At 69.1% G+C, this 25,949-nt stretch carries 26 protein-coding genes; 5 read left to right on the top strand and 21 right to left on the bottom strand.

What is annotated here, in order from left to right; translation table 11 throughout:
• Positions 1 to 9 precede the first annotated feature (9 nt).
• Positions 10 to 1,431, bottom strand: a complete 1,422-nt coding sequence (locus tag BJY22_RS18800) for a cytochrome ubiquinol oxidase subunit I (RefSeq protein WP_337758777.1) — start codon at positions 1,429 to 1,431, stop codon at positions 10 to 12.
• An 80-nt stretch (positions 1,432 to 1,511) separates the two neighbouring features.
• Here BJY22_RS18800 and BJY22_RS18795 point away from each other — a divergent pair, with 80 nt between their 5' ends.
• Together BJY22_RS18795 and BJY22_RS18790 are read left to right on the top strand one after the other, a co-directional pair.
• Positions 1,512 to 1,904, top strand: a complete 393-nt coding sequence (locus tag BJY22_RS18795; RefSeq protein ID WP_167208522.1) for a BlaI/MecI/CopY family transcriptional regulator — start codon at positions 1,512 to 1,514, stop codon at positions 1,902 to 1,904.
• On the top strand, positions 1,901 to 2,806 hold the full coding sequence (locus BJY22_RS18790) for a M48 family metalloprotease (protein ID WP_167208520.1): 906 nt from the start codon (positions 1,901 to 1,903) through the stop codon (positions 2,804 to 2,806). Before BJY22_RS18795 ends, BJY22_RS18790 begins: the two co-directional genes overlap by 4 nt.
• Before the next feature lie 23 nt (positions 2,807 to 2,829).
• Here BJY22_RS18790 and BJY22_RS18785 read toward each other — a convergent pair whose 3' ends face one another.
• The 5 genes from BJY22_RS18785 to BJY22_RS18765 all read right to left on the bottom strand — a co-directional run bounded on the left by BJY22_RS18785 (position 2,830) and on the right by BJY22_RS18765 (position 6,410).
• A complete protein-coding gene (locus BJY22_RS18785) occupies positions 2,830 to 3,390 on the bottom strand; it encodes a dihydrofolate reductase family protein (protein WP_167208518.1) in 561 nt (186 codons plus the stop codon).
• Positions 3,391 to 3,537: 147 nt separating this feature from the next.
• On the bottom strand, positions 3,538 to 4,629 hold the full coding sequence (locus BJY22_RS18780; protein ID WP_167208516.1) for a beta-eliminating lyase-related protein: 1,092 nt from the start codon (positions 4,627 to 4,629) through the stop codon (positions 3,538 to 3,540).
• A gap of 30 nt (positions 4,630 to 4,659) precedes the next feature.
• Positions 4,660 to 5,322, bottom strand: coding sequence for an anti-sigma factor family protein (locus tag BJY22_RS18775; RefSeq protein WP_167208514.1), 663 nt, complete (start codon positions 5,320 to 5,322; stop codon positions 4,660 to 4,662).
• Positions 5,315 to 5,848: a sigma-70 family RNA polymerase sigma factor gene (locus BJY22_RS18770; protein ID WP_337758776.1), complete on the bottom strand. Its 534-nt coding sequence runs from the start codon at positions 5,846 to 5,848 to the stop codon at positions 5,315 to 5,317. Before BJY22_RS18770 ends, BJY22_RS18775 begins: the two co-directional genes overlap by 8 nt.
• A gap of 46 nt (positions 5,849 to 5,894) precedes the next feature.
• A complete protein-coding gene (locus tag BJY22_RS18765) occupies positions 5,895 to 6,410 on the bottom strand; it encodes a COG4315 family predicted lipoprotein (protein ID WP_167208510.1) in 516 nt (171 codons plus the stop codon).
• 77 nt (positions 6,411 to 6,487) lie between these two features.
• On the opposite strand from BJY22_RS18765, the gene BJY22_RS18760 reads away from it, so the two are divergent.
• Positions 6,488 to 6,811, top strand: a complete 324-nt coding sequence (locus BJY22_RS18760; RefSeq protein ID WP_167208508.1) for a nuclear transport factor 2 family protein — start codon at positions 6,488 to 6,490, stop codon at positions 6,809 to 6,811.
• A 24-nt stretch (positions 6,812 to 6,835) separates the two neighbouring features.
• On the opposite strand, the gene smc is transcribed toward BJY22_RS18760, so the two are convergent.
• The 10 genes from smc to BJY22_RS18710 form a co-directional block, all read right to left on the bottom strand.
• A complete protein-coding gene (smc, locus tag BJY22_RS18755) occupies positions 6,836 to 10,399 on the bottom strand; it encodes a chromosome segregation protein SMC (protein ID WP_167218400.1) in 3,564 nt (1,187 codons plus the stop codon).
• Between the two features lie 272 nt (positions 10,400 to 10,671).
• Positions 10,672 to 10,827 (bottom strand): hypothetical protein, encoded by a 156-nt coding sequence (locus BJY22_RS18750; protein ID WP_233715190.1) that lies wholly within the window; start codon positions 10,825 to 10,827, stop codon positions 10,672 to 10,674.
• 187 nt (positions 10,828 to 11,014) lie between these two features.
• Positions 11,015 to 11,869 (bottom strand): bifunctional DNA-formamidopyrimidine glycosylase/DNA-(apurinic or apyrimidinic site) lyase, encoded by an 855-nt coding sequence (gene mutM / locus BJY22_RS18745; protein WP_167208506.1) that lies wholly within the window; start codon positions 11,867 to 11,869, stop codon positions 11,015 to 11,017.
• A gap of 1 nt (position 11,870) precedes the next feature.
• The gene (rnc, locus tag BJY22_RS18740; RefSeq protein ID WP_167208504.1) at positions 11,871 to 12,602 is read right to left on the bottom strand and encodes a ribonuclease III; all 732 of its coding nucleotides are present in this window, start codon (positions 12,600 to 12,602) and stop codon (positions 11,871 to 11,873) included.
• A 13-nt stretch (positions 12,603 to 12,615) separates the two neighbouring features.
• Complete coding sequence (rpmF, locus tag BJY22_RS18735) at positions 12,616 to 12,807, bottom strand: 50S ribosomal protein L32 (protein WP_130387616.1); 192 nt, start codon at positions 12,805 to 12,807, stop codon at positions 12,616 to 12,618.
• A gap of 81 nt (positions 12,808 to 12,888) precedes the next feature.
• Positions 12,889 to 13,404: a YceD family protein gene (locus BJY22_RS18730; RefSeq protein ID WP_337758775.1), complete on the bottom strand. Its 516-nt coding sequence runs from the start codon at positions 13,402 to 13,404 to the stop codon at positions 12,889 to 12,891.
• Positions 13,405 to 13,532: 128 nt separating this feature from the next.
• Positions 13,533 to 14,000 carry a pantetheine-phosphate adenylyltransferase gene (gene coaD, locus BJY22_RS18725; protein ID WP_167208502.1) on the bottom strand — a complete coding sequence of 156 codons (468 nt, stop codon included), beginning with the start codon at positions 13,998 to 14,000 and terminating at the stop codon, positions 13,533 to 13,535.
• Between the two features lie 12 nt (positions 14,001 to 14,012).
• Entirely contained in the window at positions 14,013 to 14,573 is a 561-nt protein-coding gene (gene rsmD / locus BJY22_RS18720; RefSeq protein WP_167208500.1) for a 16S rRNA (guanine(966)-N(2))-methyltransferase RsmD, read from the bottom strand.
• Positions 14,570 to 16,813, bottom strand: coding sequence for an ATP-dependent DNA helicase RecG (gene recG / locus BJY22_RS18715; protein WP_167208498.1), 2,244 nt, complete (start codon positions 16,811 to 16,813; stop codon positions 14,570 to 14,572). Before recG ends, rsmD begins: the two co-directional genes overlap by 4 nt.
• On the bottom strand, positions 16,810 to 18,423 hold the full coding sequence (locus BJY22_RS18710; RefSeq protein WP_337758773.1) for a DAK2 domain-containing protein: 1,614 nt from the start codon (positions 18,421 to 18,423) through the stop codon (positions 16,810 to 16,812). Before BJY22_RS18710 ends, recG begins: the two co-directional genes overlap by 4 nt.
• Before the next feature lie 35 nt (positions 18,424 to 18,458).
• On the opposite strand from BJY22_RS18710, the gene BJY22_RS18705 reads away from it, so the two are divergent.
• On the top strand, positions 18,459 to 19,478 hold the full coding sequence (locus BJY22_RS18705) for an SAM-dependent methyltransferase (protein ID WP_167208494.1): 1,020 nt from the start codon (positions 18,459 to 18,461) through the stop codon (positions 19,476 to 19,478).
• Between the two features lie 215 nt (positions 19,479 to 19,693).
• On the opposite strand, the gene rpmB is transcribed toward BJY22_RS18705, so the two are convergent.
• From rpmB to BJY22_RS18680, 5 genes are all read right to left on the bottom strand, one after another.
• The gene (rpmB, locus tag BJY22_RS18700; protein WP_167208492.1) at positions 19,694 to 19,915 is read right to left on the bottom strand and encodes a 50S ribosomal protein L28; all 222 of its coding nucleotides are present in this window, start codon (positions 19,913 to 19,915) and stop codon (positions 19,694 to 19,696) included.
• Positions 19,916 to 19,996: 81 nt separating this feature from the next.
• On the bottom strand, positions 19,997 to 21,988 hold the full coding sequence (locus BJY22_RS18695) for an aldo/keto reductase (RefSeq protein ID WP_167208490.1): 1,992 nt from the start codon (positions 21,986 to 21,988) through the stop codon (positions 19,997 to 19,999).
• A gap of 42 nt (positions 21,989 to 22,030) precedes the next feature.
• The gene (locus BJY22_RS18690; protein WP_167208489.1) at positions 22,031 to 22,858 is read right to left on the bottom strand and encodes a carbohydrate ABC transporter permease; all 828 of its coding nucleotides are present in this window, start codon (positions 22,856 to 22,858) and stop codon (positions 22,031 to 22,033) included.
• On the bottom strand, positions 22,848 to 23,906 hold the full coding sequence (locus BJY22_RS18685) for a carbohydrate ABC transporter permease (protein ID WP_167208487.1): 1,059 nt from the start codon (positions 23,904 to 23,906) through the stop codon (positions 22,848 to 22,850). The genes BJY22_RS18690 and BJY22_RS18685 overlap by 11 nt, the downstream gene beginning before the upstream one ends.
• 1 nt (position 23,907) lies before the next feature.
• On the bottom strand, positions 23,908 to 25,191 hold the full coding sequence (locus BJY22_RS18680) for an ABC transporter substrate-binding protein (RefSeq protein ID WP_167208485.1): 1,284 nt from the start codon (positions 25,189 to 25,191) through the stop codon (positions 23,908 to 23,910).
• Between the two features lie 118 nt (positions 25,192 to 25,309).
• On the opposite strand from BJY22_RS18680, the gene BJY22_RS18675 reads away from it, so the two are divergent.
• Positions 25,310 to 25,924, top strand: a complete 615-nt coding sequence (locus BJY22_RS18675; RefSeq protein WP_167208484.1) for an HAD family hydrolase — start codon at positions 25,310 to 25,312, stop codon at positions 25,922 to 25,924.
• Positions 25,925 to 25,949: the final 25 nt, after the last annotated feature.

Here is a 25,949-nt window from a genome sequence, read left to right as displayed (position 1 = left end):
CCGAACCCCTCAGTACGCGAACGACAGCGGCTTGTCGGCCGTGCCGTCCTTGTCGGGTGACTCGTCCGGCGACTCCGCCGGCCCGTCGGTACCGGCCAGCCCGCCCCGGATCGTTCGCAGCAGCAGCTTGGTCTCGACGACCGCCAGTACGCCGTACAGCGCGGTGAACCCGACCAGCGAGGTGATCACCTCACCGCTCGTCGTACCGGGCGACACACCCGATGCCGTCGGCAACAACCCGAACACCAGCCACGGCTGCCGCCCGGTCTCGGTGAAGATCCAGCCGAACGTGTTCGCCAGCAGTGGCAGCAGTGGCAGCGGAGCGGCCAGCCACACCAGCCAACGCGCAGGAGCCCGGCCGCGACGCGTGGTCCACAGCAGCCACAGCGCCACCGCCGCGGACGCCATCCCGACCCCGATCATCAGCCGGAACGTCCAGTAGGTCAGCGGGATGTTGGGCTTGTACGACCCCGGGCCGTACAGCTGCTCGTACGCCTCCTGCAGCGAGTTGATCCCCTTCACCTCGCCGTCGAAGTGCCCGGTGGCGAGGAAGGACAGCAGATACGGCACCTTGATCGAGAAGATCTCCTTCGACCCGTCCAGCGTGCCGACCGTGAACACCGAGAACGACGCCGGCTGCTCGGTCTCGTAGAGCGCCTCGGCCGCGGCCATCTTCATCGGCTGCACCTCGGTCATCACCTTGCCCTGCAGGTCACCGCTGATCGCCACACCGGCACTGGCGACCAGTACGACGGACGCGCCGATCTTCAGCGCCGAGCGGAACACGTCCTTGTCGACACCGGGACGCCGTACCAGGTGCCACAGCGCGACACCGGCCACGAACGCGCCGCCGACCATGAACGCGGCGAAGATCGTGTGCGGGTAGGTGACCAGGACGACCTTGTTGGTCAGCACCGCCCACAGGTCCGTCAGCTCCGCCCGGCCCCGGGCAGCGTTGTACCGGAAGCCGACCGGGTTCTGCATCCACGAGTTGGCGGCGAGGATGAAGTACGCCGACAGTTGCGTGCCGAGCACCACCATCCAGATGCAGCCCAGATGGACGAGCTTCGGCAGCCGGTCCCAGCCGAACATCCACAGGCCGATGAACGTCGACTCGAGGAAGAACGCCAGCAGGCCCTCGAGCGCCAGCGGTGCGCCGAAGACGTCGCCGACGAACCGCGAGTAGTCGCTCCAGTTCATCCCGAACTGGAACTCCTGGACCAGGCCGGTGACGACACCCATCGCGATGTTGATCAGGAACAGCTTCCCGTAGAACTTCGTCAGCCGGAGGTACTTCTCCTTCCCGGTCCGGTACCAGGCGGTCTGCAGGCCGGCGGTGATCGCGACCAGCGAGATCGTCACCGGCACGAAGAAGAAGTGGTACACGGTGGTGATCGCGAACTGCCAGCGGGCCAGATCCAGGGTGTCCACAAGTCCTCCCGAGGGCATCTACGACGTGTCGTAGTAGATGCTAGCGTGGATCTACTACGACGTGTAGTTATACTGGTCACGTGGCGAGTGAGGAGAAGGCCCCGCGTCCCTTGGGCGACCTGGAGCGGCTGGTGATGGAGCAGCTCTGGGCGGCGCCGTCGGCGTTGACCGTGCGCGAGGTGCACGAGCAGCTGGCCGGTACGCGCGAGCTCGCCTACACCACCGTGATGACCGTTCTGGACCGGCTGGCGAAGAAGAAGCTGACCGAGCGCGAGCGCGACGGCAAGGCCTGGCGTTACCGGGCCGCCGCGCCACGTGAGGAGCTGGCCGCCGACCTGATGCGGGACGCGCTGGACCGTGCGGGAGACAGGCGGGAGGCTCTGGTCCGTTTCGTCGGTCAGGTGTCCGGCGAGGAGGCAGCGCTGCTCCGTGAGGCGCTGTCGCGGCTGGAAGACCAGGAGCCGACGGGGTGATCACCCCGGTCCTGCTGGCGGTTCTGGCGCTGGTGCTCACCGGCCCAGCTCCGGCTCTGCTGGCTCGCTCCGACTGGCCCTACCGGGTCCCCCGCGCTGCGGTCATCCTCTGGCAGGCGATCGCGCTGGCCGCGGTCCTGGCAGCTCTCGGCGCCGGCATCGCACTCTCCTACTACATCGCCGGACGGCCCGGTGAGCCGCGGTTCGACCCGTCGTCGCCACGGGACCTGCTGGCCGCAGCCATCCTCGCGATGGTCGCATCGGTCGTCGTGCGGCTCCTCTGGGCTGTTGGTCGCGTAGCAGTCGGTACGCGGGCCCGACGCAGGCGGCACCGCGATCTGGTCGACGTACTGGCCACACCGGACGGGCTGATCCCTGGACTGCGGGTGCTGGCTGAGGAGACGCCGCTTGCCTACTGCCTGCCGGCGCTGCGTGGTGCCCGGGTGGTCGTGTCTGTCGGCGCACTGGACCGACTGGACGACGGCGAGCTGAAGGCAGTGCTTGCTCACGAGCAGGCACACCTGCGAGCTCGCCACGACCTGGTGCTGGAGGAGTTCACCGCGCTGCACCATGCGTTCCCGCGGTGGGTGCGTAGCGACGTTGCGCTGGAGCAGGCGCGCACCCTGGTCGAGCTGCTCGCCGACGACGACGCCCGGCGTCGTACCGGTCCGCGTCCCCTGGCCCGCGCGCTGGTGGCACTGGCCGGTGCACCAGCCCCGGACGCCGCTCTGGCCGCATCGAAGTCCGCCACGGTCCTCCGGGTGCAGCGCCTGGCCGGACCAGCACCCAACGAACGCACCCTGTCCGCCGTCACCTACGCCGGCGCGGCCGCGCTCCTCGTCCTGCCCACGATCACCATCGCCGCCCCGATCGTCACAGCGATCGTCGACGCGGTCAGCTAGTCGGCCGGCTCAATCCGGCCGGTTCAGCTGGTCGGCCGGTACCGGACCAGGACGCCGCCCGTGCCCCACGGACGCGCCTCGATCAGGTCGAGGCCGACCGGCGACCCGCCCGCCGGGAACGCACTCTTCCCCGCGCCCAGCAGCACCGGGCAGATCCGCAGCTGTACCTCGTCCACCAACCCGGCCCGCAGCAGCGACTGGAACAGCGTGATGCTGCCCCACAGAATGATGTCCTTGCCGGTCTGCTCCGCCTTGAGCGCGCGCACCGCGTCCAGGTCCCGGACGACCAGGCCCGGCTCGTACGAACCCCACGGCGCACTGGCCAGGGTCGTCGACACCACGACCAGCCGTAGCGCGTTGAGCTTCGCCGCGATCGGCTCCTCGGCCGCCGCCTCGGTCGGCCAGAACCCCGCGAACAAGCGGTAGGTCTCGGCCCCCAGCAGCATCGTGTCGACGCTGTCGAGCAGGTCGAGATTGTCCTCGTCCGGGTGCGCACCGATCGCGTCGAAGAACTCGAGTCCCCCGTCCAGCCCCGCGGCGTACCCGTCGAGCGTCACATACTCCTGGAAGATCAGCCGGCGCATGCTGCGAGGCTACCCGAAATGCTTCCCTTCACCTCGCGCTACGGCCAGCAGCACAAGGCCCGACAGAACCAGCAGAACCACCATGGTGACGACGAATGTCAGCACTTCTCTCCCCGAATCCCCAACCCAACACAGTGCCAGACGTCCTCAGCGCGCCAGAAGTTCCCCAAAGGCCTTGGCGATTTCGTCGATCTGCCACTCCAGCGTGGCGGGCATCATCACCAGCTCGACCCACGACCACCCAGGGACGTCGGCCACCTGCCACGGACCGCACAGCGCCTCGCGGGTCCGCTCCATCCGTTCGACCGCCGCCAGCTCGATCGCCTCCGCGGAACGCGGCGCGTAGACCCGGAACGAGTTGGTGTGCGGCGGCTCCGGGAAGACCCGGAATCCCTCGCTCTGCAAGGCCATTGCGACCTCGACGGCCCGCTGGTGCAGGTCGTCCATCAGCGGGAGCACTGTGCGCAGTCCGTTCCGCGCGGACACGGCGTACGGGAACAGCGAGTACAGGTTGCCGCCCAGTCGCCGCTGCCACCGGCGTACCTCCGCGACCACGTCCTCGGGCCCCGCGAGTGCCGCACCGCTGATACCGCCGAGCACCTTGTAGAACGAGACGTACACGGTCGACGCCAGCGCAGAGATCTCAGCCAGGCTGTGGTCGAGGTACGGCGTGCTCTCCCAGAGTCGCGCCCCGTCGAGATGCAGCGGTACGCCGCGCTTCGCACAGGACTCGGAGAACACCACGAGCTCGTCCCACGTCGGCAGCACGAATCCGGCGTCGCGCAGCGGCAGCTCCAACGTCACGGCGGCCAGCTTGCCGGGAATCGCGGCCAGCTCGTCCGGGCGGGGCTGACGCGGCTCTGACGTCAGCCGCTCGATGCGCAGGTGATGCACCTCTTCCAGCGCGTTCAGCTCGTGCACCAGCAGGTGAGCCAGTCCGTGTACTGCAACCCGGTCGGTGCCTGCACGGTCGGCGTAAACCCGCAGTACGCTCTGCTGGGCCATGATGCCGGTCGGCACGAACACTGCGGCCGGCTTGCCCAGCAGCTCGGCCACCTCCTGCTCCAGCGCTGCTACCTCGCCACCGTTGCCATAGACATCGACCTGGTCGTCTGTCGCGACTTCGGCGAGCTGCCGCAGTCGGTCCGGTACCGGTACGCGCCTGTTCGACAGCCAGCGCTCGCAGCTCTCGGCCGCGTTCTTCCGGCGCTCTCGCAGGTCCTCGGAGGTAGTAGCCACAGCTCCATCCTCTCGTGTCCCGCAACCGCGTCAGATCGTGGCTGTCACCACATGCTTGCCCTGGACGGTTCTAATCTCCACAGACCGCACCTGGTCCGGCGGGATCACCACACCCCCACCGAACGTGCTCCCGTCCTTCGCGGCCTTCTCCGACACCAGCCAACTGCCCGCGATCCACGTCTCGCCGGTCTTGTCGGTGATGACCATCTCGCACTGATCCCCTGCCTTCAGCCCCTTCACCTGCACCCGCACCCAGGTCCAGCCGGACCGCGGCTCCACAGTGGCGGCCATCGTGGCACCCGTAGCGCTGTCCGACGTCGTGACCTGCTTGGCCCCTGCCACCGGCTGGTTGGTTTCCTCCGGCGCTGTCGCGCGTCCGAGTGCGACACCTCCGCCCAGTGCTCCCGCTACGACGACTGCCGCGGCCGCGATCAACAGCCAGCGCGAGCGACGCTTGCGAGGACGTACCTCCCGGAGCGTGCGCTGCAGTAGCAGGTCACCACCCTCAGGCGGCCCCTCCAGGAACGCCTCCGGCGGCACCTCACCGAGCAACTCCTTCAGCTCGGTCAGCTCAGCCAGCTCGTCCCGGCACTCAGCACAGGTCGCCAGATGCGCATCGACCTCTGCAGCCTCAGCCGGCTCCAGTGCGCCCAGGGCGTAGGCGCCCAGCTGCGTACGGTCATGCTCAGTCATGGGACACCTCCGCTGCTTTCTCTGCCAACACCGCGCGCAGAGCTCGGAGGGCGTAGTAAGAACGCGATTTCACCGTACCCGGCGGGACACCCAGTTCTTTCGCAGCCTCCGCCACGGACCGGCCGCGGTAGTACAGCTGCACGAGTACTTCGCGATGCTCGGGCGACACCTTGTCGAGCGCGTCCATCACCACCATGGTGTTCACGACGGACTCCGAGTGGTCCCCCTCGACCGGTGGCTTGTCCGCCACGTCGGCCACCTCCGCCGGGCGTACCGCACGGGCACGGGCTCGATCGGTGACCAGATTGCGCACCACAGTCAGCAGCCAGCCCCGCACCGACCCCTTCCCGGAGGTCAGGTCGTCCGCATGCTTCCAGGCCCGCAGCAGTGTTTCCTGTACGACGTCCTCGGCCGCGGCACGGTCTCCGGTCAGCCGGGTCGCGTACGCCAGCAGACTGCGCCCGTGCTCGGCGTACAGGGCACGGATGAGGGTCTCGGCATCCTGCGGCCCTCGGGTCTCACCCACCGACCGCACGATACCGGGATTCGCCGGTACCAACACCAGCAGAGCTTCAGTAGCCGTAGCCATCGCCGGAACCACCCGGTTGGGTGGTGACCTTCTGGCCGTCCGCGCCGACGACCCACCACACTCCGCCGACCGCCTGGCCCTTGGCCTCGCCGGGGCGACCGTCGCCGGCGAACAGGTACAACGGAAGGCCCTTGACCGCGAGCTGCTTGGTTCCGTCCGCGCGGGTGATGGTGCTGACCAGCGAGGCGTCGATGCCGTCGAACTGCGGCGTACCGTCGCCTGCCGGTACCGCTGGCCACTTGGCGAGGCAGTCGCCGGAGCAGTTCGACGTACCGGAAGTGTCCTTGTCGAACACGTACACGGTGCGGCCGTTGCCGTCGACAATGACCTTGCCGTAGTCACCGACGGTCGCGGTGGCCAGCGCTACCGCCGCCGGGCTCGGCGCCGTGGTGCTGCCCGGCGCCGCGCCGGAGCCGTCGTCGCCGCACGCCGTCAGCGCCGCGACCCCGAGCACCACAGCCGTCAACACTGCCGTCAGCACACCTGCCATCCCCTTCATCAGAACCTCCTCGGTCGACACCCGCGACACGTGCGGATGCGCCGATCGGTTCAACCCGGAGGGATATCGTCGGCGGCATGAGCGAAGAGATCCCCGCAGCGGTCCGGCGTGCGCTCGACGCGATCGACGCCCTGGACAACGACGCGTTCGTGGCGGCGTTCGCCGCGGACGGCTACGTGAACGACTGGGGCCGCGAGTTCCGCGGCCACGACCGCATCCGCTCCTGGAGCGACAACGAACTCATCGGCAAGAACGTCACCTTCACCGGCACCGAGGTCAGCACCGCCGGCAACCCGTTGACGATCCTCACCCAGGTCGGCGGCGACGGCTTCAACGGCCCGTCCCACTTCACCTTCGACGTCCAGAACGACGAACTGGCCTCGATGACCATCACCGCCTGACCGCCGGCCCGACGGCCAGACCGGTCAGACCGGTTCGGGTTCGCGGATGCGCTGGGAGATGACCGACGAAACGCCGTCGCCGCGCATCGTGACGCCGTAGAGGGCGTCCGCGACCTCCATCGTGCGCTTCTGGTGCGTGATGACCAGGAGCTGGCTGTTCTCGCGGAGCTCCTCGTAGATCTCCAGCAGACGGCCGAGGTTGGTGTCGTCCAGCGCGGCCTCGACCTCATCGAGGATGTAGAACGGCGACGGGCGCGCCTTGAACAGCGCGACCAGGAACGCGACCGCGACCAGTGACCGCTCGCCACCGGACAGCAGCGACAGCCGCTTGACCTTCTTGCCCGGCGGGCGCGCCTCGACGTCGATACCGGTGGTGAGCATGTCCTCAGGGTCGGTCAGCACGAGCCGGCCCTCACCACCCGGGAACAGCCGGCTGAACACGTGCTCGAACGCGACCTCGACATCGCGGTACGCCTGGGTGAAGACCTGCTCGACCCGCTCGTCGACCTCCTTGACGATGTCCATCAGGTCGCGGCGGGACTTCTTCAGGTCGTCGAGCTGCTCGGAGAGGAACCGGTGCCGTTCCTCCATCGCCTCGAACTCCTCGAGCGCGAGCGGGTTGATCTTCCCGAGCTGGTTGAGCGCACGCTCGGCCTGCTTGAGCCGCTTCTCGACCTTGGTCCGGTCGAACGGCTCGCCCTCCAGCTCCAGCGTTTCGTCGTCGCCGGCCTTCGGCAGCGGCGGCACCAGCTTGTCCGGGCCGTACTCCGCGACGAGCGCATCCACCTCGATGCCGAGCTCGCCCAGCGCCTTCTCGTACAGCGCCTCGAGTCGCATCTTCTGCTCGGCCCGCGCCAGCGCGTCCCGGTGCACCGTGTTGGTCAGCTGCTCCAGCTCGGAGCTCAGGTTCCGCGTCGCGGACCTGGCCTGTGCCAGGGCCTGCTCGCGGTCGGCCCGCTGCGCCTGGATCGCCGCCCGCTCGGCCGCGGCCAGCTGCAGCGAGGACTCCAGCCGGGCCAGTACGTGACCGGCGGCCAGATGCACGGCCTGCGCCGCCTCCGCCTGCCGGGCCCGCCGCGCCGCCCGGGCGATCGCCCGCGCCCGCGCCTCGCGCTCCTGCCGCGCCGCCCGCTCCAGCGAGTCGGCCCGGCCGGACAGCGCCCGCGCCCGCTCCTCGGTGGTCCGCAGCGCCAGCCGCGCCTCCATCTCGGTCGCACGCCCCGCCTTGGCCGCCTCGGCCAGCCGGTCGCGCTCCGACGTGTCCGGCTCGTCGCCGTCCTCGTCGAACGCCTCGGCGTCCATCAGCCGCTCTTCGAGCTCGGCCAGGCCGGACAGGTTCCTGTCGCGCTCCTCCTCGGCCGCCGCGATCGCCTCGGCCATCCGCTGCGCCTCGCCGCGGGACGCCTTGGCCAGCGACCCGAAGTGCGCCAACTGCTCCGCCACCGCGGCCATCGCCGCGTCCGACTCGTGCAGCCGGGCCAGCGTGATCTCGACGGACTCCTTCTGCCGCGCCCGCTCGTCCTCCAGCGCCTGCAGCTCGAACCGCAGCCGCTCGCTGCGCGCCGTCGCCTCGGTCAGCTTCTCCGTCGCCTCGTCGACCGCGGACTGCACCTCGATCAGGCTCGGCGCCGCATCGGACCCGCCGTACGCGAAGTGCGCTCCCAGTACGTCGCCCGCACGCGTCGTACACGTGACGTCGGGCAGGTCCCGCACCAGCGCTCGCGCCGCGTCGACGTCGTCCACCACCGCGACCTTGCGCAGCAGCCGCCGCAGCGCGGGGCGCAGCGTGTCGGGGCACTCCACGACGTCCACGGCGTACGACGCGCCGTACGGCAACGCCGGCCAGGCGGCGTAGTCGTCGGTCGGGGCGTCGCCGAGGAGCATCCCGGCCCGGCCCAGGTCGTGCTCCTTCAGGTGACCGACCGCGTGCAGAGCGGCATCGGTGTGGGTGACGGCGACCGCGTCCGCGGCCTCACCGAGCGCCGCCGCGATCGCGGTCTCGTACCCGGACCGCACGCTCAGCAGGGCGGCGACCGAACCCATCAGCCCGTTGACCTGCTCGGAGGCGGCCAGCAGTGCGCCGGCGCCGTCCTTGCGGTTCAGGCCGAGCTCGAGGGCTTCCTTCCGCGCGGCCAGACCGGTGCGCTCGCGCTCGGCGTCGCGCTCCTCGGCCCGCAGCTTCGCCAGCCGCTCGTCCAGCTCGTCCAGGACCGCCTGGGCGGCCTCGTACTGGTCGTCGAGCCCCTTCTCGCCGGCGTCCAGCCCGGCGACCTGGGTCTCCAGCGCGGTGAAGTCGTGCTGCGCCTTGGCGGCCCGCTCCTCGGCCTCACGCTTGTTGCTGGCGAGCCGGCCGATCTCGGACTCGGCGGCGGCCGCGCGGCTCTTCAGCGCGTTCACCTGGCCGGTCAGCCTGGCCAGGCCCTCGCGGCGGTCGGCGGCGGCCCTGATCAGCGCCGAGATCCGGCGCTCCTCCTCGGCCTCCTGGGCCTCCAGTTGCTGGCGGCTCTCGATCGCCTCGGCGAGCAGCTCGGAGTGCGCCTCGACCTCGGCCTCGATCTGCGCCTCGGTCTCGCGGACCCGGGCGGCCTCCAGTTCGAGCTCCTCCGGGTCACGACCCGAGCGCGGCCCGTCCTCGGCCTCGTCGTTCAGCGAACGGATCCGGTCCGCGGCGATCCGCGCCGTACCCTTGATCTTCTCGCCGAAGCCGGACAGCTGGTACCAGGTGTCCTGGGCGGCCTGCAGCGCCGGGGCGTCCTCACGGAGGGCGTCCTCGAGCTCCGCCTCCAGCTCGCGGGCTTCGCGCAGCTTGGCCTCGGTCTCGGTACGGCGCTCGGTCAGCCGGGCCTCGTCCCGCAGCTCGGCCTCGAGCGCGGACTGTGCCTGGACGATGTCGTCGGCGAGCAGCCGGGCGCGGCCGTCCCGGACCTCCGCCTGGATCGTCACCGCCCGGCGCGCCACCTCCGCCTGGCGTCCGAGCGGCTTGAGCTGGCGGCGGATCTCGGTGATCAGGTCGCCGAGCCGGTGCAGGTTGCCCTCGGTGGCCTCCAGCTTCCGGATCGCCTTTTCCTTGCGCTTGCGGTGCTTCAGGACGCCGGCGGCCTCCTCGACGAACCCGCGCCGGCCTTCCGGCGTGGCGCGCAGGATCGAGTCCAGCTGGCCCTGACCGACGATGACGTGCATCTCGCGGCCGATACCGGAGTCGCTGAGCAGCTCCTGGACGTCGAGCAGGCGGCAGTTCTGGCCGTTGATCTGGTAGTCGGACCCGCCGTTGCGGAACATCGTCCGGCTGATCGTCACCTCGGCGTACTCGATCGGCAGCGCGCCGTCGGTGTTGTCGATGGTGAGGACGACCTCGGCGCGGCCCAGCGGGGAGCGGCCGGAGGTGCCGGCGAAGATGACGTCCTCCATCTTGCCGCCGCGCAGCGACTTGGCGCCCTGCTCACCCATCACCCAGGCCAGCGCGTCGACGACGTTCGACTTGCCGGAGCCGTTCGGCCCGACGATGCAGGTGATGCCTGGTTCGAAGTTCATCGTCGTCGCGGACGCGAACGACTTGAAACCTCGGAGCGTCATGCTCTTCAGGTACAAGGCGAAGCTCTCCAACCCGTGAAAGGACAGACGATACCGAAGGAACCGTCGTAACTGCCTATGACGCTGCCGCTACCCGGGGGAAGTAGTTCCGCTTCGCAGTCTACAAAGAGATTCGCGGGAACCTGCGGAAGCCGGGCCTTTCAGAGTGGCCGGGCGAAAGCGAGGACAACATTCGGTGAACAGACAGGGCGTTGACACACAAGCGGCGGAGGCCCGGACGGGGGCCACCGCCGTTGGTAGTGCGGACGGTCGAGATCGATCTCTGGGGTTCAGACCGAAGCGGGAGCGCGCAGGGCCTCGTCGACGGTCAGCAGCCGACCCTCGTGGATCTGTGCGACGAGGTGGTCGTTCTCTGCCTGGAGCCGCATCACGTGCGCCTCCAGATCGGCGACACGCCGGTTGAGCAGACGAACCTGCTCGAGCATGCGCGGGTCAGTGCCTCCAAGATGCCCTAGAAGAGCCTTGGCCATTGTGCTGTCCTCCGGAAGGGTTCTGGCCTGTTGCGCTCCGCATGGGGTCACGAGGGAGCGCCGAAAATGTGTGCCGTCTTTCAGGGTGACACCGCCGACACCGACCGGTCAACCTGGGCCACAGTTATTAACGATACCTCGCTCACCAGCGCACGTGGCGCGGGACGGGCTGACATCTCGGGCACCGGTACGACGAACGGTTCATGAACGGCTCGCGACGGATCGGGCGGCCGTCCCGCGGGCACGGCGATCCCTCCTGCCCGTAGACGTTCAGACCGCGCTCGAAGTACCCGGATTCCCCGTTCACGTTGACGTACAGGGCATCGAAGCTGGTGCCACCAACGGTCAGCGCCTCGGCCATCACGGCCCGCGCCTGCTCGAGGATCGCCCTTATCTGCAAGGGTTTCAGCGTTTCGGTGGCCCGGGCGTAGTGCAGCTTGGCCCGCCACAGCGCCTCGTCGGCGTAGATGTTCCCGATGCCGCTGACCGCGGTCTGGTCCAGCAGCGCCCGCTTGAGGCCGGTCCTGCGGCGCCGGATCTTCGCGGTCACCGCGTCGGTGTCGAACAAAGGATCGAACGGGTCGCGGCCGATGTGCGCGATCTCGCCGGGCAGGTCCGCGCCGCCCTCGGAGTACGACAGACCACCGAACATCCGCTGGTCCACAAAACGGACCTCTCCGCCGTCGTCGGCGAACCGGAACCGGACCCTCAGATGCGGTTCGTCGGGCGCGCCGACCGGCTGGACCCGGAACTGGCCGCTCATCCCGAGATGCGTCAGGACGGCGTCACCCGACGTGAGCGGGAGCCACAGGTACTTCCCGCGCCGGGCCGGTTCGGCGAACACCTGGCCCTTGAGCCGGGACACGAAATCCTCCGGCCCGGCGGCATGACGCCGTACCGGGCGGGGATGCAGGACCTCGACGGTTTCGATGGTCCGGCCGGTGGTGAACCCGGCCAGACCCCGCCGCACGACTTCTACTTCGGGAAGCTCGGGCACCTCAGGGCTGCTGCGAGGGGTCCACGCTGTCGGGGTGCGCGGCGCGCAGGGCCTTCCAGGCGGTCTCGGCGGCCTGCTGCTCGGCTTCCTTCTTGCTCCGGCCGATGCCGTGACCGTAGGTGTCGGAGCCGATCCGGACCCGCGCCTCGAACGTCTTCGCGTGGTCCGGTCCGGACTCCGCGATCACGTACTCCGGCACGCCCACGCCGAGCTGGGCGACCAACTCCTGCAGCGAGGTCTTCCAGTCCAGGCCGGCGCCCAGCCGGGCCGACGACTCCATCAGGTCGTCGAACAGCCGGTGCACCACGCCGCCCGCGACCTCGAAGCCGCGGTCCAGGTAGACGGCACCGATCAGCGCCTCGACGCAGTCGGCGAGGATCGACGACTTGTCCCGGCCACCGGTGGCTTCCTCACCGCGGCCGAGGCGCAGGTACTTGCCCAGCTTGAGCTCGCGGGCGACCCCCGCGAGCGCACGCATGTTGACCACCGCGGCCCGAAGCTTGGCCAGTCGGCCCTCGGACAGGTCGGGGTGGTTCCGGAACAGCGACTCCGTGACGATGACGCCGAGCACGGAGTCCCCGAGGAACTCCAGCCGCTCGTTCGTCGGCAACCCACCGTTCTCGTACGCGTACGAGCGGTGGGTGAAGGCGTGCTCCAGCAGTTCGTCAGCCAGCGATACGCCGAGCCGCTGGTTCAGCTCGGCGTAGAGCCCCGTTTCGTTGGCAGAGTTCACTGGGTGGTGCCGTTTAGCTCTCGACGACCTGGCGACGCTCACCCTTGGCGCCGTACTGGCCGCAGTTCGGGCAGACGGTGTGCTGCAGGTGCTTCGCGCGGCAGGCGGGGTTCACGCAGGTGACCAGCGACGGGGCAGTGGTCTTCCACTGGGCCCGGCGGCTGCGGGTGTTGCTGCGCGACATCTTCCGCTTCGGAACGGCCACGGTTATGACTCCTCGGTTCGGCCGGGGGCTGGTGGACCCGGCCGGCTCAGTCTCGACAGGTGCGTACTGCGGTGAAGCTGTTCAGTTGTTCCGCTCGTTGTTCTCGAGCAGCCCGCCGAGGGCGGCCCAGCGTGGGTCGGTCCGCTCCTCGTGCGTGTGGCCGGGCTCGTCCGCCAGGCGTACCCCGCACTCGGGGCAGAGACCCGGACAGTCGTCCGTACACAGCGGCTGGAACGGCAGTGCGAGCACCACCTGGTCCCTCAGCACCGGCTCGAGGTCGATCAGATCGCCCTCCATCCGGCTGGCCTCGTCCGGCTCGGCTTCACTCTCCGGGTAGACGTACAGTTCCTGGACGTCAGCGAGGAACTCGTCCTCGATATCGACCAGGCACCGCGCGCACTCCCCGACCAGACGACCGCGGGCCGTTCCGGTGACGAGCACCCCTTCGACCACCGATTCCAGTCGTAGATCGAACTGGATCGGATCGCCTTCGGGGACGCCGATCACGTCGATTCCGAGATCTGCCGGCGCCGGCGCCGTGAAGGTGACTTCGCGTTGGGACCCGGCGCGGCGTGTCAGCTCGTGCGTGTCGATCACGAGTGGGGACCGCGGGTCCAGGACGCTCAGGGCAAACCTTTCAGGCGTGGGCAGGCAAGATCTCGGTCTCGTCGAGACCGGTTGTCAAGACTACCAACTCCCCGGCGTACCGCCCAATCCGGGGGAGCCTAGAGGGTGTTCAGTAACCGGGAGTGAACGGCCGGGGTCACGAACGTGCTCACGTCGCCGCCGAGCCGGGCGATCTCCTTGACCCAGCTGGAGGAGATGAAAGCGTTCTCCGGCGCGGTCGGGAAGAACAGGGTGTCGACGCCCGTCATCCGCCGGTTCAGCTGCGCCATCTGCAGCTCGTAGTCGTAGTCGGCGGCCGACCGCAGGCCCTTCACGATCACCCCGGCGCCCTCGGCCCGGCAGTAGTCGACCAGCAGCCCCTCGAAGGTGCCGACCCGGACGTTCGGGAACGGCTCGACGAGTTCGGTGAGCATCTCGATCCGCTCCTGCGGCGCGAACAGCCGGTTCTTCGACTGGTTCACCCCGGTCGCCACGATCAGCTCGTCGAAGGCGGCGGCCGCCCGGGTGACGATGTCGAGATGGCCGACGGTGGGCGGGTCGAAGGTCCCTGGAAACAGTGCCTTCATTCTTGGCGAGCCTTACTCATGGCGGTGACCGTACCAAAGGCGGGCCTCGCCGTACTTGCGGTCCCGCAGCGCGGCGAACCCCTCGGGCCACTCCCACGGCTCCCGCTTGCCGCGTTCGACGACCACGACCGCGTCGTCGGCCAGCCAGCCGTTCGCTGCCAGGCCGGTCAGCACGTCCTGCAGCTCGGCGGTCTCCAGCTTGTACGGCGGGTCGGCGAAGACCAGGTCGAACACCGCAGGTGCGTCACCCGCTGTGACCTTCTCCACCGGCCGGGTCAGCACCTTCGCGCCGGGCAGCCCGACGACCTTGATGTTCGCCGCGATCACCTCGGCGGCCTTCCGGTCCGACTCCACCAGCACGGCCTGCGCGGCGCCGCGGGACAGCGCCTCGAGCCCGATCGCGCCCGATCCGGCGTACAGATCGAGCACCGCCAGCCCGTGGAAACTGCCGAACTCCGCCTCGAGCGACGAGAACAACGCCTCCCGCACCCGGTCCGCGGTCGGCCGCGTCCCACTCCCCGCCGGTACGCCGATCCGCCGCCCCCCAGCCGCTCCGCCGACAATCCGCGTCACGTCTTCTCCAGATATTCGGTGGTCTCGGACTCCAGCGCGCTGCGGACGACTGCTCGTAGCGCCGGGTACTCCGCGAGCTCCGCGTCGACCGAGACGATCGAGGTCGCCACGTGCCGCGCCGCGAGGATGACGTCCTCGTCGCGCAGCACGCTGAGCATCTTCAGGCTCGAGCGCCGCCCGGACTGCGCGACACCGAGCACGTCGCCCTCGCGCCGGGTCTCCAGGTCGATCCGCGACAGCTCGAACCCGTCCGTCGTCGAGGCGACCGCCTCCAGCCGCCCGTACGACCTGGAACCGGCCCACAGATCCGTGACCAGCAGGCACAGTCCCGGCACCTTGCCCCGCCCGACGCGGCCGCGCAGCTGGTGCAGCTGCGAGATGCCGAATCGGTCGGCGTCCATGATCACCATCGTCGAGGCGTTCGGTACGTCGACGCCGACCTCGATGACCGTGGTCGCGATCAGGACGTCGACGTCGCCGGCCGCGAACCGGGACATCACCGCGTCCTTCTCCTCGGCCGGCAGCCGCCCGTGCAGGATCTCGACGCGCAGGTCGTGCAGGATCTCGCCGAGCGCGTCCGCCACCTGCAGCACGGAGATCGGCGGGCGGGCCTGCTGCTTCTTGCCCTTCTCCTCCTCGCCCTCGACGAACTCGCCTTCCTCGTCGCCGGCGTTCTTGACGTCGTCCCCGATCCGCGGGCACACGACGTACACCTGGTGCCCCTTGCCGACCTCCTCGCGGACCCGCGTCCAGGCGCGCTGCAACCAGTCGGGCTTCTCCTTGGCGGGGACCACCGACGACTGGATCGGCGACCGCCCGGCGGGGAGCTGGGTGAGCGTCGAGACGGCCAGGTCGCCGAACACCGTCATCGCCACGGTCCGCGGGATCGGCGTCGCGGTCATCACCAGCACGTGCGGGGTGTTCTCGCCGGACTTCGCGCTCAGCGCGGCCCGCTGCTCGACGCCGAACCGGTGCTGCTCGTCGACGACCACGAGTCCGAGGTCCGCGAACTGGACCTTGTCCTCCAGCAGCGCGTGTGTCCCGACGACGATCCCGGCCGCGCCGCCGGCCGCGTCGAGCATCGCCGTACGGCGTCCTGCGGCGTTGAGCGAGCCGGTCAGCAGAGCGACCTTGGTGGCGTTCTCTGCGCCGCCGAGCATGCCCTGCTCGGCCAGGTCTCCCAGCATCTTCGTGAGCGTCTTGTGGTGCTGGACTGCCAGGACTTCGGTGGGCGCGAGCAGCGCGGCCTGACCGCCGTTGTCGACGACCGACAGCATCGCGCGCAGCGCGACCACGGTCTTGCCGGAGCCGACCTCACCCTGCAGCAGCCGATGCATCGGGTGCGGGCGGGCGAGGTCGGCGAAGATCTCCTCCCCCACCTCGGCCTGCCCCTCGGTCAGCTCGAACGGCAGCCGCTGGTCGAACTCGTCCAGCAGCCCGCCGGACTTCCGCGGCCGGGGTACGGCGTTCAGCGCGTCCGTCACAGCGCGGCGCTGGGCGAGGATCGTCTGCATCACCAGCGCTTCCTCGAACCGGAAGCGCCGCTGCGCGTCGTGGATGTCCTTCTCGGTGTCCGGAAGATGCACCTTCTGCAGGGCCTCGCGCAGTCCGAGCAGCTTCTCGTCGCGCAGGACGAGGTCCGGGATCGAGTCCTCGACGCGCTCGTCCAGGCTGTCCAGCACGATCTTGATCGACCGCTCGATCGTTGCGGTCGACAACTTCGAGGTCGCGGGGTAGAGCGGGCGGAACGGCCGGGCGCGGCGCTCGATCTCGGCCTCGGTGAGGTTCTCCTCGTCGAGGATCTCGGTGCCGGGCCCCTTCAGCTGCAGGATGTCGCGGAACTTCGTGACCTCGCCCCAGAACAGGGCCGCGGTGCCGGGGGTGAGTTTCGTCAGCAGCCACGGCTGGTTGAAGAACGCGATCTCCAGGTCGTTGCGGCCGTCGGTGACCACGACCTTGGTGATGGTCCGCTGCTTGCGGAACCGGTGGACCTGGTCCGGTTTGATCTCGATCTTGCTGTCCAGCGCGCGGGCCGTGACCTTCTTGACCCGCCCGTTGACGGTCGCCTGGTCGCCGATCTCCAGCTCGTCGAACGGCGTCAGCTCGCCCTTCTTCAGGTACCGCCGGGGGTAGTGGCGCAGCAGCTCGCCGACGGTCTCGAACCCGAGCACGTCCGCGAAGGACTTCGCCGTCTTGGCGCCGAGAAAGTCCCGGAGCTTGCGATCCATATCCGATTTCATTCGACCCCGATCAGCAGCGGGTACCTGTCCTGTCCTCCGTCGTACACCACGACGTCGACATCTTTGCGTTGCCGGCGGACGTGGCGCTCCACGGCCGCGGCGAGAAGCGGGTCGGCGTCCCGGCCGGTGACGATCGTGAGCAGCTCGCCGCCGCCGCCCAGGAGCCGGTCGGCCACCTGCCGCGCGGCGTCCTCCAGGTCGTCGGTGATGAGCGCGAAATCACCGTCCACGACGCCCAGTACGTCGCCGACCCGGCACCGGCCGGCCATCGTCCAGGCGTCCTTGACCGCGATGGTCACCGCGCCGTGCCGGGTCTGCCCGGCCGCGGCCGAGAGGTGGACGACGTCGTCGTCGAAGCTGCGCTCCGGGTCGTGCACGGCGATCGCCGCGAGGCCCTGGACCTGCGCGCGGGTGGGGATGACCGCGACGCGGATCCCGTCCTGGCGGGCCGCGGTGGCCGCTGCCTCCGCGACCGCGATCGAGTCCTGGTCGTTGGGCAGAATGACGATCTCCGAGGCCTGCGACTGCTCGACCGCCTGCAGGATCTCGCCGGTCGAGCAGCGGCGGCCGGGCCCGCCGCGGATGATCCGCGCGCCGGCCTCGGTGAAGAGGCCGGCCAGCCCGTCGCCGGCGACGACGGCGATCACCGCCCGCCCGGGTGGGGGCTCGTGATGATGGGCCTGGTCGTCGAAGTGGGTGACGCGGATCCGGTGCGGACGGCCGATGTCGATGCCGTGCTCGATCGCGGCGCCGACGTCGTCGGTGTGGACGTGCACGTTCCAGAGCCCGTCGCCGCCGACCACGACGACCGAGTCGCCGAGCGCGGCCAGGGACTGCCGGAAGTCGCCGACCTTGTCGTCGGGCGCGTCGAGCAGGTACATCACCTCGTACGCCGGCCCGTCCTGGCTCTCGGCGCCTTCGCCCCGCGGCTCCACCCTGGCCGGTACGTCGACGCGCACGTGCTGCCCGGTCAGCACCGACTCCATCGCCCCGAGGATGACGACGAGGCCTGCTCCCCCGGCGTCGACGACGCCCGCGCGCCGCAGTACGTCGAGCTGGTCGGTCGTCCGGCCGAGGGCCTGGCGGGCGGAGGCGACCGCGGCGAGGCAGACGTCGGCGAGGGTCTTCCCGTCGTTCGCGGCGGTCATCGCGCCGGAGGCGGCGGCGCGCGCGACGGTCAGCATGGTGCCTTCGACCGGTTGCGCGACCGCTCCGTACGCGGCGTCGGCGGCGTACTGCAGCGCGTCCGCGAAGGCGGCCGGCTCGCTCATCCGGGGATCGGCGAGGACGCCGTTCACACGGTCGTGGGGCAGGTTCTCGTCGAGGCGCAGGCCGCAGGCGCGGATCAGCTGGGAGGTGATCACGCCGGAGTTCCCGCGGGCGCCGAGCAGCGCGCCGCGGCCGAAGGCCTGGATCGCCTCGGTGAACGTCAGCTCGCCCCTGGGCAGCGCGTCGCAGGCGGCTTCCCAGGTCAGGTAGAGGTTGGTACCGGTGTCGCCGTCCGGCACCGGGTACACGTTCAGCTCGTCGATCTCGGTCCGCGCCCGCGCCAGATCGGCGAGCGCCGTCCGGGCCCACGCCCGCAACACCTCGACCGTCAATTCCGCCACGCCCGGAAGGCTAACGGGTCCGCTTACCATGTGCTGTGCCTCGCTCGATTCTGTTCTCGTTCGCGTCGGACAGCTACCGGTACGCCGTCCGCGAGATCCGCGAGGCGCTGCCCGGTGAGCACCGGTTCGAACGGCTCGGGTCGGATCTGGCGCGGCTGGCCGACAGCGCCGTCCCGGTCGGGCAGTTCGCCGCGGCGTGTGACGAGGGCCGCATCATGTTCGTCCGGCACCTGACGGAGGAGATCGCCGGGTACCCGCTGGACGACCTGCCGACCGAGTCCGAGCTGGCGACGACGCTGCTCGAGGAGCTCGCCGACCACGCGGACCTCGCGGTGCGCGCCGTCGCCGTACAGACGTGGGTCGAAGGCAACGGCACCGGGGGCTCGTTCCACCGGCTGATCACCGACGCGCTGACGAGCCGTGGCGTCACCAGCACGCGCGCCGGGCAGGACGTCGTCGTGTCCGGGGTCGTCGCCGGCAAGCAGCTGCTGATCGGGCTGAACCGGCTGGCGGACAGCTTGTCGGACTGGCCGGGTGGGCGGATGCGGTTGGCTCGGGGTGAGGAGCGGGTGTCGCGGTCGGAGTTCAAGCTGGAGGAGGCGATCGCGACCTTCGGGCTGGAGCTGCCGGCTGGCGGGAAGGCCGTCGACCTCGGCGCCTCGCCGGGCGGGTGGACGCGGATCCTGCGGCAGCACGGGCAGGAGGTGTGGTCGATCGACCCCGGTTCGCTGGACCCGCGGCTGCGCGGCGATCGGGGGATCCACCACGAGGCGACGACGGCGGGGCGGTTCTTCGCGGCGAACCGGGTCCGGTTCGACGTGGTGGTGAACGACATGCGGATGGACCAGGTGACGAGTGCCCGGATGATGCTCGACGCGGCCGAGCACCTGCGGCCCGGCGGTCTGGCGATCGTCACGCTCAAGGGCGGCGGCAAGAACCCCCTCGACGGCACCCGCCGCGGCCTCGACGTTCTCCGCGAGCGCTACGACGTACTGCACGCCCGCCAACTCCACCACAACCGCAACGAGATCACCGCCATCGCCTACCGCCGCTGACCCGCGCCACAACCAGCTGCGGGTGTTTGCGACACCTCCCAGTGTCGGGGAACAGGCCCCTGCGTGTTCCCCGATACCGCGAGGTGTCGCGAACGTACGCCGGGAGTACGCGAAAACGCCCGCGCCGGGCGGCGCGGGCGTTTTGGGTACACGAACAGGCGCCCGGGTGGACCCGGGCGCCTGTTCGAAGGCCCTACACGGAGGAAAGCTGAGGGTCAGCCGACGACGCGCTGGACCTTGCCGGCCTTGATGCAGGACGTGCAGACCTTCATGCGGGTCGGGGTGCCCTTGATGAGCGCCCGGACCGGCTGGATGTTCGGGTTGAACCGCCGGGGCGTGCGAGCCTTGACCCGGCGGATCATCGCGCCCTTACCCAGGCGGGCAACCTTGTTGCCGAACGTCGGCTGCTTGCCGCAGACATCGCACTTCTTAGACATGATTCTCCGTGTTCAGGGTCGTGACACCGACAGACCATGTTACATGCGTGTCAGCACACGACCAATTCGGCTGTCCAGCCCTCACTGGCCAGTGAGATAGGCCACTTCCTCGTCCGTCAGCGTGACCGACAACCCCGGTGTGGAGGTGCGTGTCTCGCTCACGTGCCGCGGCCCGATCAGCGGGAACACCGGGTACGGCTGGTGCAGCAACCATGCCAGAGCGATGGCGGTCGGCTCCACTCCCTTGACCGCGGCGAGCTCCCGCGCCCGGTCCAGCCGGCCGAAGTTCTCGTCGGAGTAGAAGCAGCGCACCAGTTCCTGGTCCGACGTGTCCTCCGGCTTGGCCCGCCCGGTGAAGAAGCCGCGCGCCTGGCTCGACCACGGGAACAGCGCGACCTGCCGCTCCCGCAACCAGGCCTGCGACTCGTCGTCCGCCACGTGCCGGCATCCTGCCCACGGTACGTCGTACGCCCGCGCGAGGCTGAGGTGGTTGCTGAGCAGCGTGAACGGCTGCTTGCTGTTCGCCTCGGCGTACGCATTGGCCTCGTCGAAGCGGGCGGTGGACCAGTTCGATCCGCCGTACGCCTTGATCCGTCCGGCCTTGAAGTGCTCGTCGAGGACGTCGACGAACTCGGAGACCGGGATGTCCTCGTTGTCGCGGTGCATGAAGTACAGGTCGACGTGGTCGGTCTGCAGCCGTTCGAGGCTCTCGTGCAGCTGCCGGGTGATCGACTCGGGGTCGCAGTGCGGCGTGTGCGCGCCCTTGCCGATCACGACCAGGTCGTCCCGGTTGCCGCGCGACTTCATCCACTGGCCGAGCAGCTTCTCGCCGCGTCCGCCGCCGTAGATGTACGCCGTGTCGAACGTCGTACCGCCGCGCTCGACGAAGTCGTCGAAGACCACCGCCGCATGGGTCAGCGACTGCTGGTTGTCCACGCCCATCACCAGGCGGGACACCTGCTTGTCGACGCCCGGCACCTTGCCGTACGTCATCGGGGCGTCGTCGCGCTTGGTCAGCGGCCGTCCGGTCGCGGTCGGGATGATCGCGTCGTCCCGCTCGCTCGCGTACTGCTGGCCGATCGCCGCCCGCCACTGATCCTGGACGGTGAGGTTCCCGAGCGTGTCCGCCCAGGTCATCTCCGGCGCCTCCTTCGCGCCGGAAGCGATCGCCGCCTGCACCGCCTCGGCCTCTGCGGTGTAGATCAGGGCCGGCTCCGCGGAGATGTCCCGCGGCTCCTCCCCCACCCGGTGCAGGGTGACGTGGGACGGTTTGCCGTCGCCGCCGAACCACGGGTCCTCGACGACGAGGTACCCCTCGCTGCCGAAGATCCGGACTTGGTTCTGGTCGGCGAGCCGGACGCCGGTGCTGATCTGCGCGGTGACGCCGCCCTCGAAGAACAGCGTCGCCACCGTCCATTCGTCGGCGCCGGTCTCCCCGACGTGGCCGACCGCGTTCACGGCGGCCGGTTCGGCGTACGGCTGCCCGGTCGCCGCGCCGGCGATCAGGCGGGCCATCGACACCGGGTACCCGCCGACGTCGAGGATGCCGCCGCCGGCCAGGTCGTCGGCGAAGATCCGGCTCTCCGGCCGGTACCCGGCGGCGAACGCGAACGTGGCCTGGATCTGGTGCACGGTGCCGAGCTCGCCGTCGCGGACCAGCTGGGTGATCAGCTTGGTCTGCGGCAGGCACCGGTACATGTACGCCTCCATCAGGAAGACGTCGTTGCGGACCGCGGCCTCGATCATCGCCTCGGCCCACGCGCGGTTGATCGCGAGCGGCTTCTCGCACAGCACGTGCTTGCCGGCCTCGGCCGCCTTGATCGCCCACTCGACGTGCATCGGGTGCGGTGTGGCGATGTACACCGCCTCGACGGACGCGTCGGCGAGCAGGTCGTCGTACGAACCGTGCCGGTTGGCGATGTCCCACTTGTCGGCGAAGGTGTCGGCCGACTCCAGCGACCGGCTGCCGACGGCGACGACCTCGTTGGTCTTCGACGTCGGCACCTGGCTGGCGAACCGGGACGCGATGTTGCCGGTGCCGATGATGCCCCAGCGGAGCTTGTGGTCAGTCAAAAGGAATCCCGTGTGTGATTGTCGGTTGGGTAGAGCTTCCGGTCAGAACTTCATGGCGCCTGCCGCGAGGTCGGCGATGAAGGAACGGGCGCCGATCAGGAAGACGCCGATCAGGGGTACGACGCTCATCAGGGCGCCGGCCATCACCATCGAGTAGTCGGTGCCGTAGATGCCGTTCAGCTGGTCGAGGGCGACCTGCAGGGTGAGGCGGTTCGGGTCGGTCATCACGATCAGCGGCCAGAGGTAGTCGTTCCAGACGTTGATGAAGGTGAAGATGCCGAGGAAGGCCAGACCGGGCCGGAGCACCGGCAGGCCGACGGTGAGGTACTGCCGGAAGAACCCGGCGCCGTCGACCTTGGCGGCCGAGATGAGTTCGTCGGGGATCGCGCCCTTGGCGTACTGGCGCATCCAGAAGATCCCGAACGCGTTGGCCGCGCCGGGGATGATCAGGGCCTTCAGCGACCCGATCCAGCCGAACTCGGCGAGCGTCACGAACTGCGGCACCAGCGACAGCTGGGCCGGGATCATGAAGGTCGCGAGCAGCAGGCCGAACAGCAGGTTGCGGCCGGGGAACTCGTACTTCGCGAACGCGAACGCGGCCAGCGAGTCGAAGAACAGCACCAGCACCGTGACTCCGAGCGACGCGATCAGCGTGATCACCATCGAACCGAAGAAATCGATGTTGTCCAGCACCTTGCCCATGTTCTCGAACAGATGCGAGCCGATCCAGAGTTTCGGCGGGTAGCTGAAGATGTCCGGGGTGGTGTTGGAGGCCATCACCACCATCCAGTAGAAGGGGAACAGCGAGACCACGACGCCGAGCATCAGCACGACGTGACCGACCACGGTGCGGATACGCTCAACGGACATCTGCGGTCTCCTTCGCTGCGGCCGTCTTCTCCGCCGTCTTCTTGGCATTCTGGGCTGCGATCCGGCGTTCCACCCGCCGAGCGGCGCGTCGGGTCAGCCGTTCGTCGTCGTTGCCGCCGATCAGCCGCCAGTTGATGATGCTGAACAGCACGATCAGCACGAACAGCGCCCAGCCGATCGCGGCGCCGTACCCGAACTGATTGGTGATGAACGCGCTCTGGTACAGGTACGAGACGATCGTCAGACCGGCGTCGCCGGGGCCGCCGATGTTGTTGGTGTCGCCGAACAGCACGCGGGACTCGGTGAAGATCTGCAGGCCGCCGATCGTCGAGGTGACCGCGGTGAACAGGATGACCGGCCGCATCATCGGCACGGTGATCCGCCAGAACGTCTGCCGCGAGCTGGCGCCGTCGACCTTCGCGGCCTCGTACACGTCGGCGGAGATCGCCTGCAGGCCGGCGAGGTAGATGATCGCGTTGTAGCCGACCCAGCGCCACGTGATGATGGTCGCGATCGCGATCTTGATCCCCCAGGGCTGGGTCAGCCACTCGACCTGGCCGAGGCCGATCGACTGCAGGAACGCGTTCAGCAGGCCGAAGTTGTTGCTGAAGATCGATCCGAACACCAGGGTGATCGCGACCACCGAGGTGACGTTCGGGATGAAGTACGCGACCCGGTAGAAGGTGCGGAACCGGGTGGCGTTGTGCAGCGCGTTGGCGATCACCAGCGCCAGCAGCAGCATCGGCACGGTGGACAGCACCCAGATGATCAGCGTGTTGCCGATCGCCTTCCAGAACGTGGCGTCGCTGAGCAGGTAGTTGTACTGCTCGAGCCCGACCCAGGTCATCTCGCCGATGCCGTCCCAGGAGTGGAACGAGATCCAGATCGAGAACAGCACCGGGAACGCGCCGAAGATCGCGAACAGGATGAAGAACGGCGAGACGGCGGCGTACTGCGGGAGCGCCTGCTTGAACTTGTTCGGCGGCTTGTCGGCGGTGGTCGCGGTCGCGGTCACCGCCGCCGGAGCCGTCTTGCTGGTGACAGCCATCTCAGATCGCCCCCGCTCGGGTGAGTTCGCGTTCGATCTGCCGCTGGGCGTCGCTCCAGGCCAGATCGGGATCCTTGCCGGACGCCTCGATGTTCACCAGCTCCTTGCCGATCGGCGTACCGATGATGCTGTCGTACGGCGAGAAGTACGCGCCCGGGTACTTCTTGGCGGACTCGGCGAACACGTCGACGATCCGCTGCCCGCCGAAGAACGGGTCGGGCGCGGTCAGGGTCGGATCGGTGTACGCCGCCGGCGTGGACGGGAACAGCACCGGGTCGAGGAACGCCTGGGCCTGGTTCTTCGCCGACTCCAGCCAGCTGATGAACGCGAACGCCGCCTCCGGGTTCTTGCAGTACTTCGTGATGCCGAGGAAGGAGCCGCCGCGGTTGCCGGCACCACCAGGAGCCGCCGTCACCCGCCAGAGTCCCTTGGTCTTCGGCGCCGCGTTCTTGGGCCCGAGCTGCGCCCACCAAACGGCCGCGTTGTAGGCGACGAGCTTGCCGTTGGTGACGACCGCGTTCTTGTCGCTGGAGTTCTGCGCGTTGGCCGAGAGGCCTTCCTTCACGACCCGTACGGCCAGGTCGAACGACTGCCGGACGTGCTCCTGGTCGCCGATGTACTGCCCGTCGGCGGTCATGTAGCGCTTCGGTTGCTGCGCCATCCGGTAGTCGTAGACGCCCTGGATGTTGTCGGTGATCGCGGACCCGGGCACGGCCTGCTTGAGTTTCTTGCCGAGCTCGATGTAGGCGTCCCAGTCGGGTGCCAGCCCGGCGACCGCGGCGGGATCGATGTCGACACCGGCCTTGGTGAAGATGTCGGTGCGGTAGAACAGCGCGGTCGGCCCGGTGTCCATCGGGTAGGCCATCATCTTGTTCTCCGGCGTGATCCCGAGCTTCCACTTCCAGGGCAGGAAGTCCTTCTCGAGGTCCTTGGCACCGAGCTCGAACAGGTCGTGGAACTGGTCGGCGTTCGGGAAGTACGTCGCGACGTCGTCGTTGATCGCGACGATGTCCGGAACCAGGGACTTGCCGGCCAGTGCGGTCAGGACCTTGGTCTTGTAGTTGGTGCCGATCCGGGTCATCGCCAGCTTCATGCCGTCGTACCCGGGGATCGCCTTCTCCGCCTGGGAGATCAGGTCGTCGTTGACGGACCCGACCCAGGTCCACATGCTGAGCTCGTTCGAGCCACCCAGCGAGCTGCGGGAGCCGCAGCCGGTGAGACCCGCGGCGGCCGCGGCTGCTGCTGACGTGCCGACCGCGAGGAACTTCCTTCTGCTCAGGGTCATAGCCTCACCTGGCGCTTTCTGTTGGATTTCGCCGGAAGGTGTCCACATATGTTTACGTAGCCATTAGGTAAGCGCATACCGACTGAACCGGTCAAGGCTCCGATGACAAGATGGACCCATGAGCCCCGTGACCGCCGTCCTTTTCGATGCCGACGGTGTCATCCAGCGTCCCAGTGCCGACTGGTGGACCCGGCTGACCTCGCTCGTCCCGTCCGACGGGGAGTTGTTCGTCGCCGAACTGATGGCGGCGGAGAAGCCCGCACTGGTCGGCAAGGTCGATTTCCGCGACGCGCTGACCGACGTACTGCGGCGCTGGAACTCGCCGGTGCCCGTGGAGGACGCGCTCGAGCCGTGGACCTGGTTCGCCGCGGAGCCCGAGGTCGTGGCCCTGATCCAGTCGCTGCGATCGGCCGGGATCGGATGCCACCTCGCGACCAACCAGCAGGGGTACCGGCGGGCGATCATGCAGGACGAGCGCGGGTACGGCGCATGGTTCGACCGGACGTTCTACTCGTGCGACCTCGGGCTGGCCAAGCCGGATCCGGCGTACTTCCGGGCGATCCTGACCGCGATCGACGTACCGGCCTCGTCGGTGCTGTTCATCGACGACAACGAAGCCAACGTTGTCGGCGCGCAGGCGGTCGGGCTTCAGGCGGAGCTCTACGACCTGTCGGCCGGCGTACCCGCCCTGGCTGCGCTTCTTCGGCGTTACCACCTGCCGATTCCGGACTGAGGCCTTGTGACGGCGGGACGGCTGT

Source organism: Kribbella shirazensis (assembly GCF_011761605.1).
In the GTDB taxonomy this organism is placed as follows: Bacteria; Actinomycetota; Actinomycetes; order Propionibacteriales; family Kribbellaceae; genus Kribbella; species Kribbella shirazensis.
This window is presented reverse-complemented; position numbering and strand designations above follow the sequence as displayed.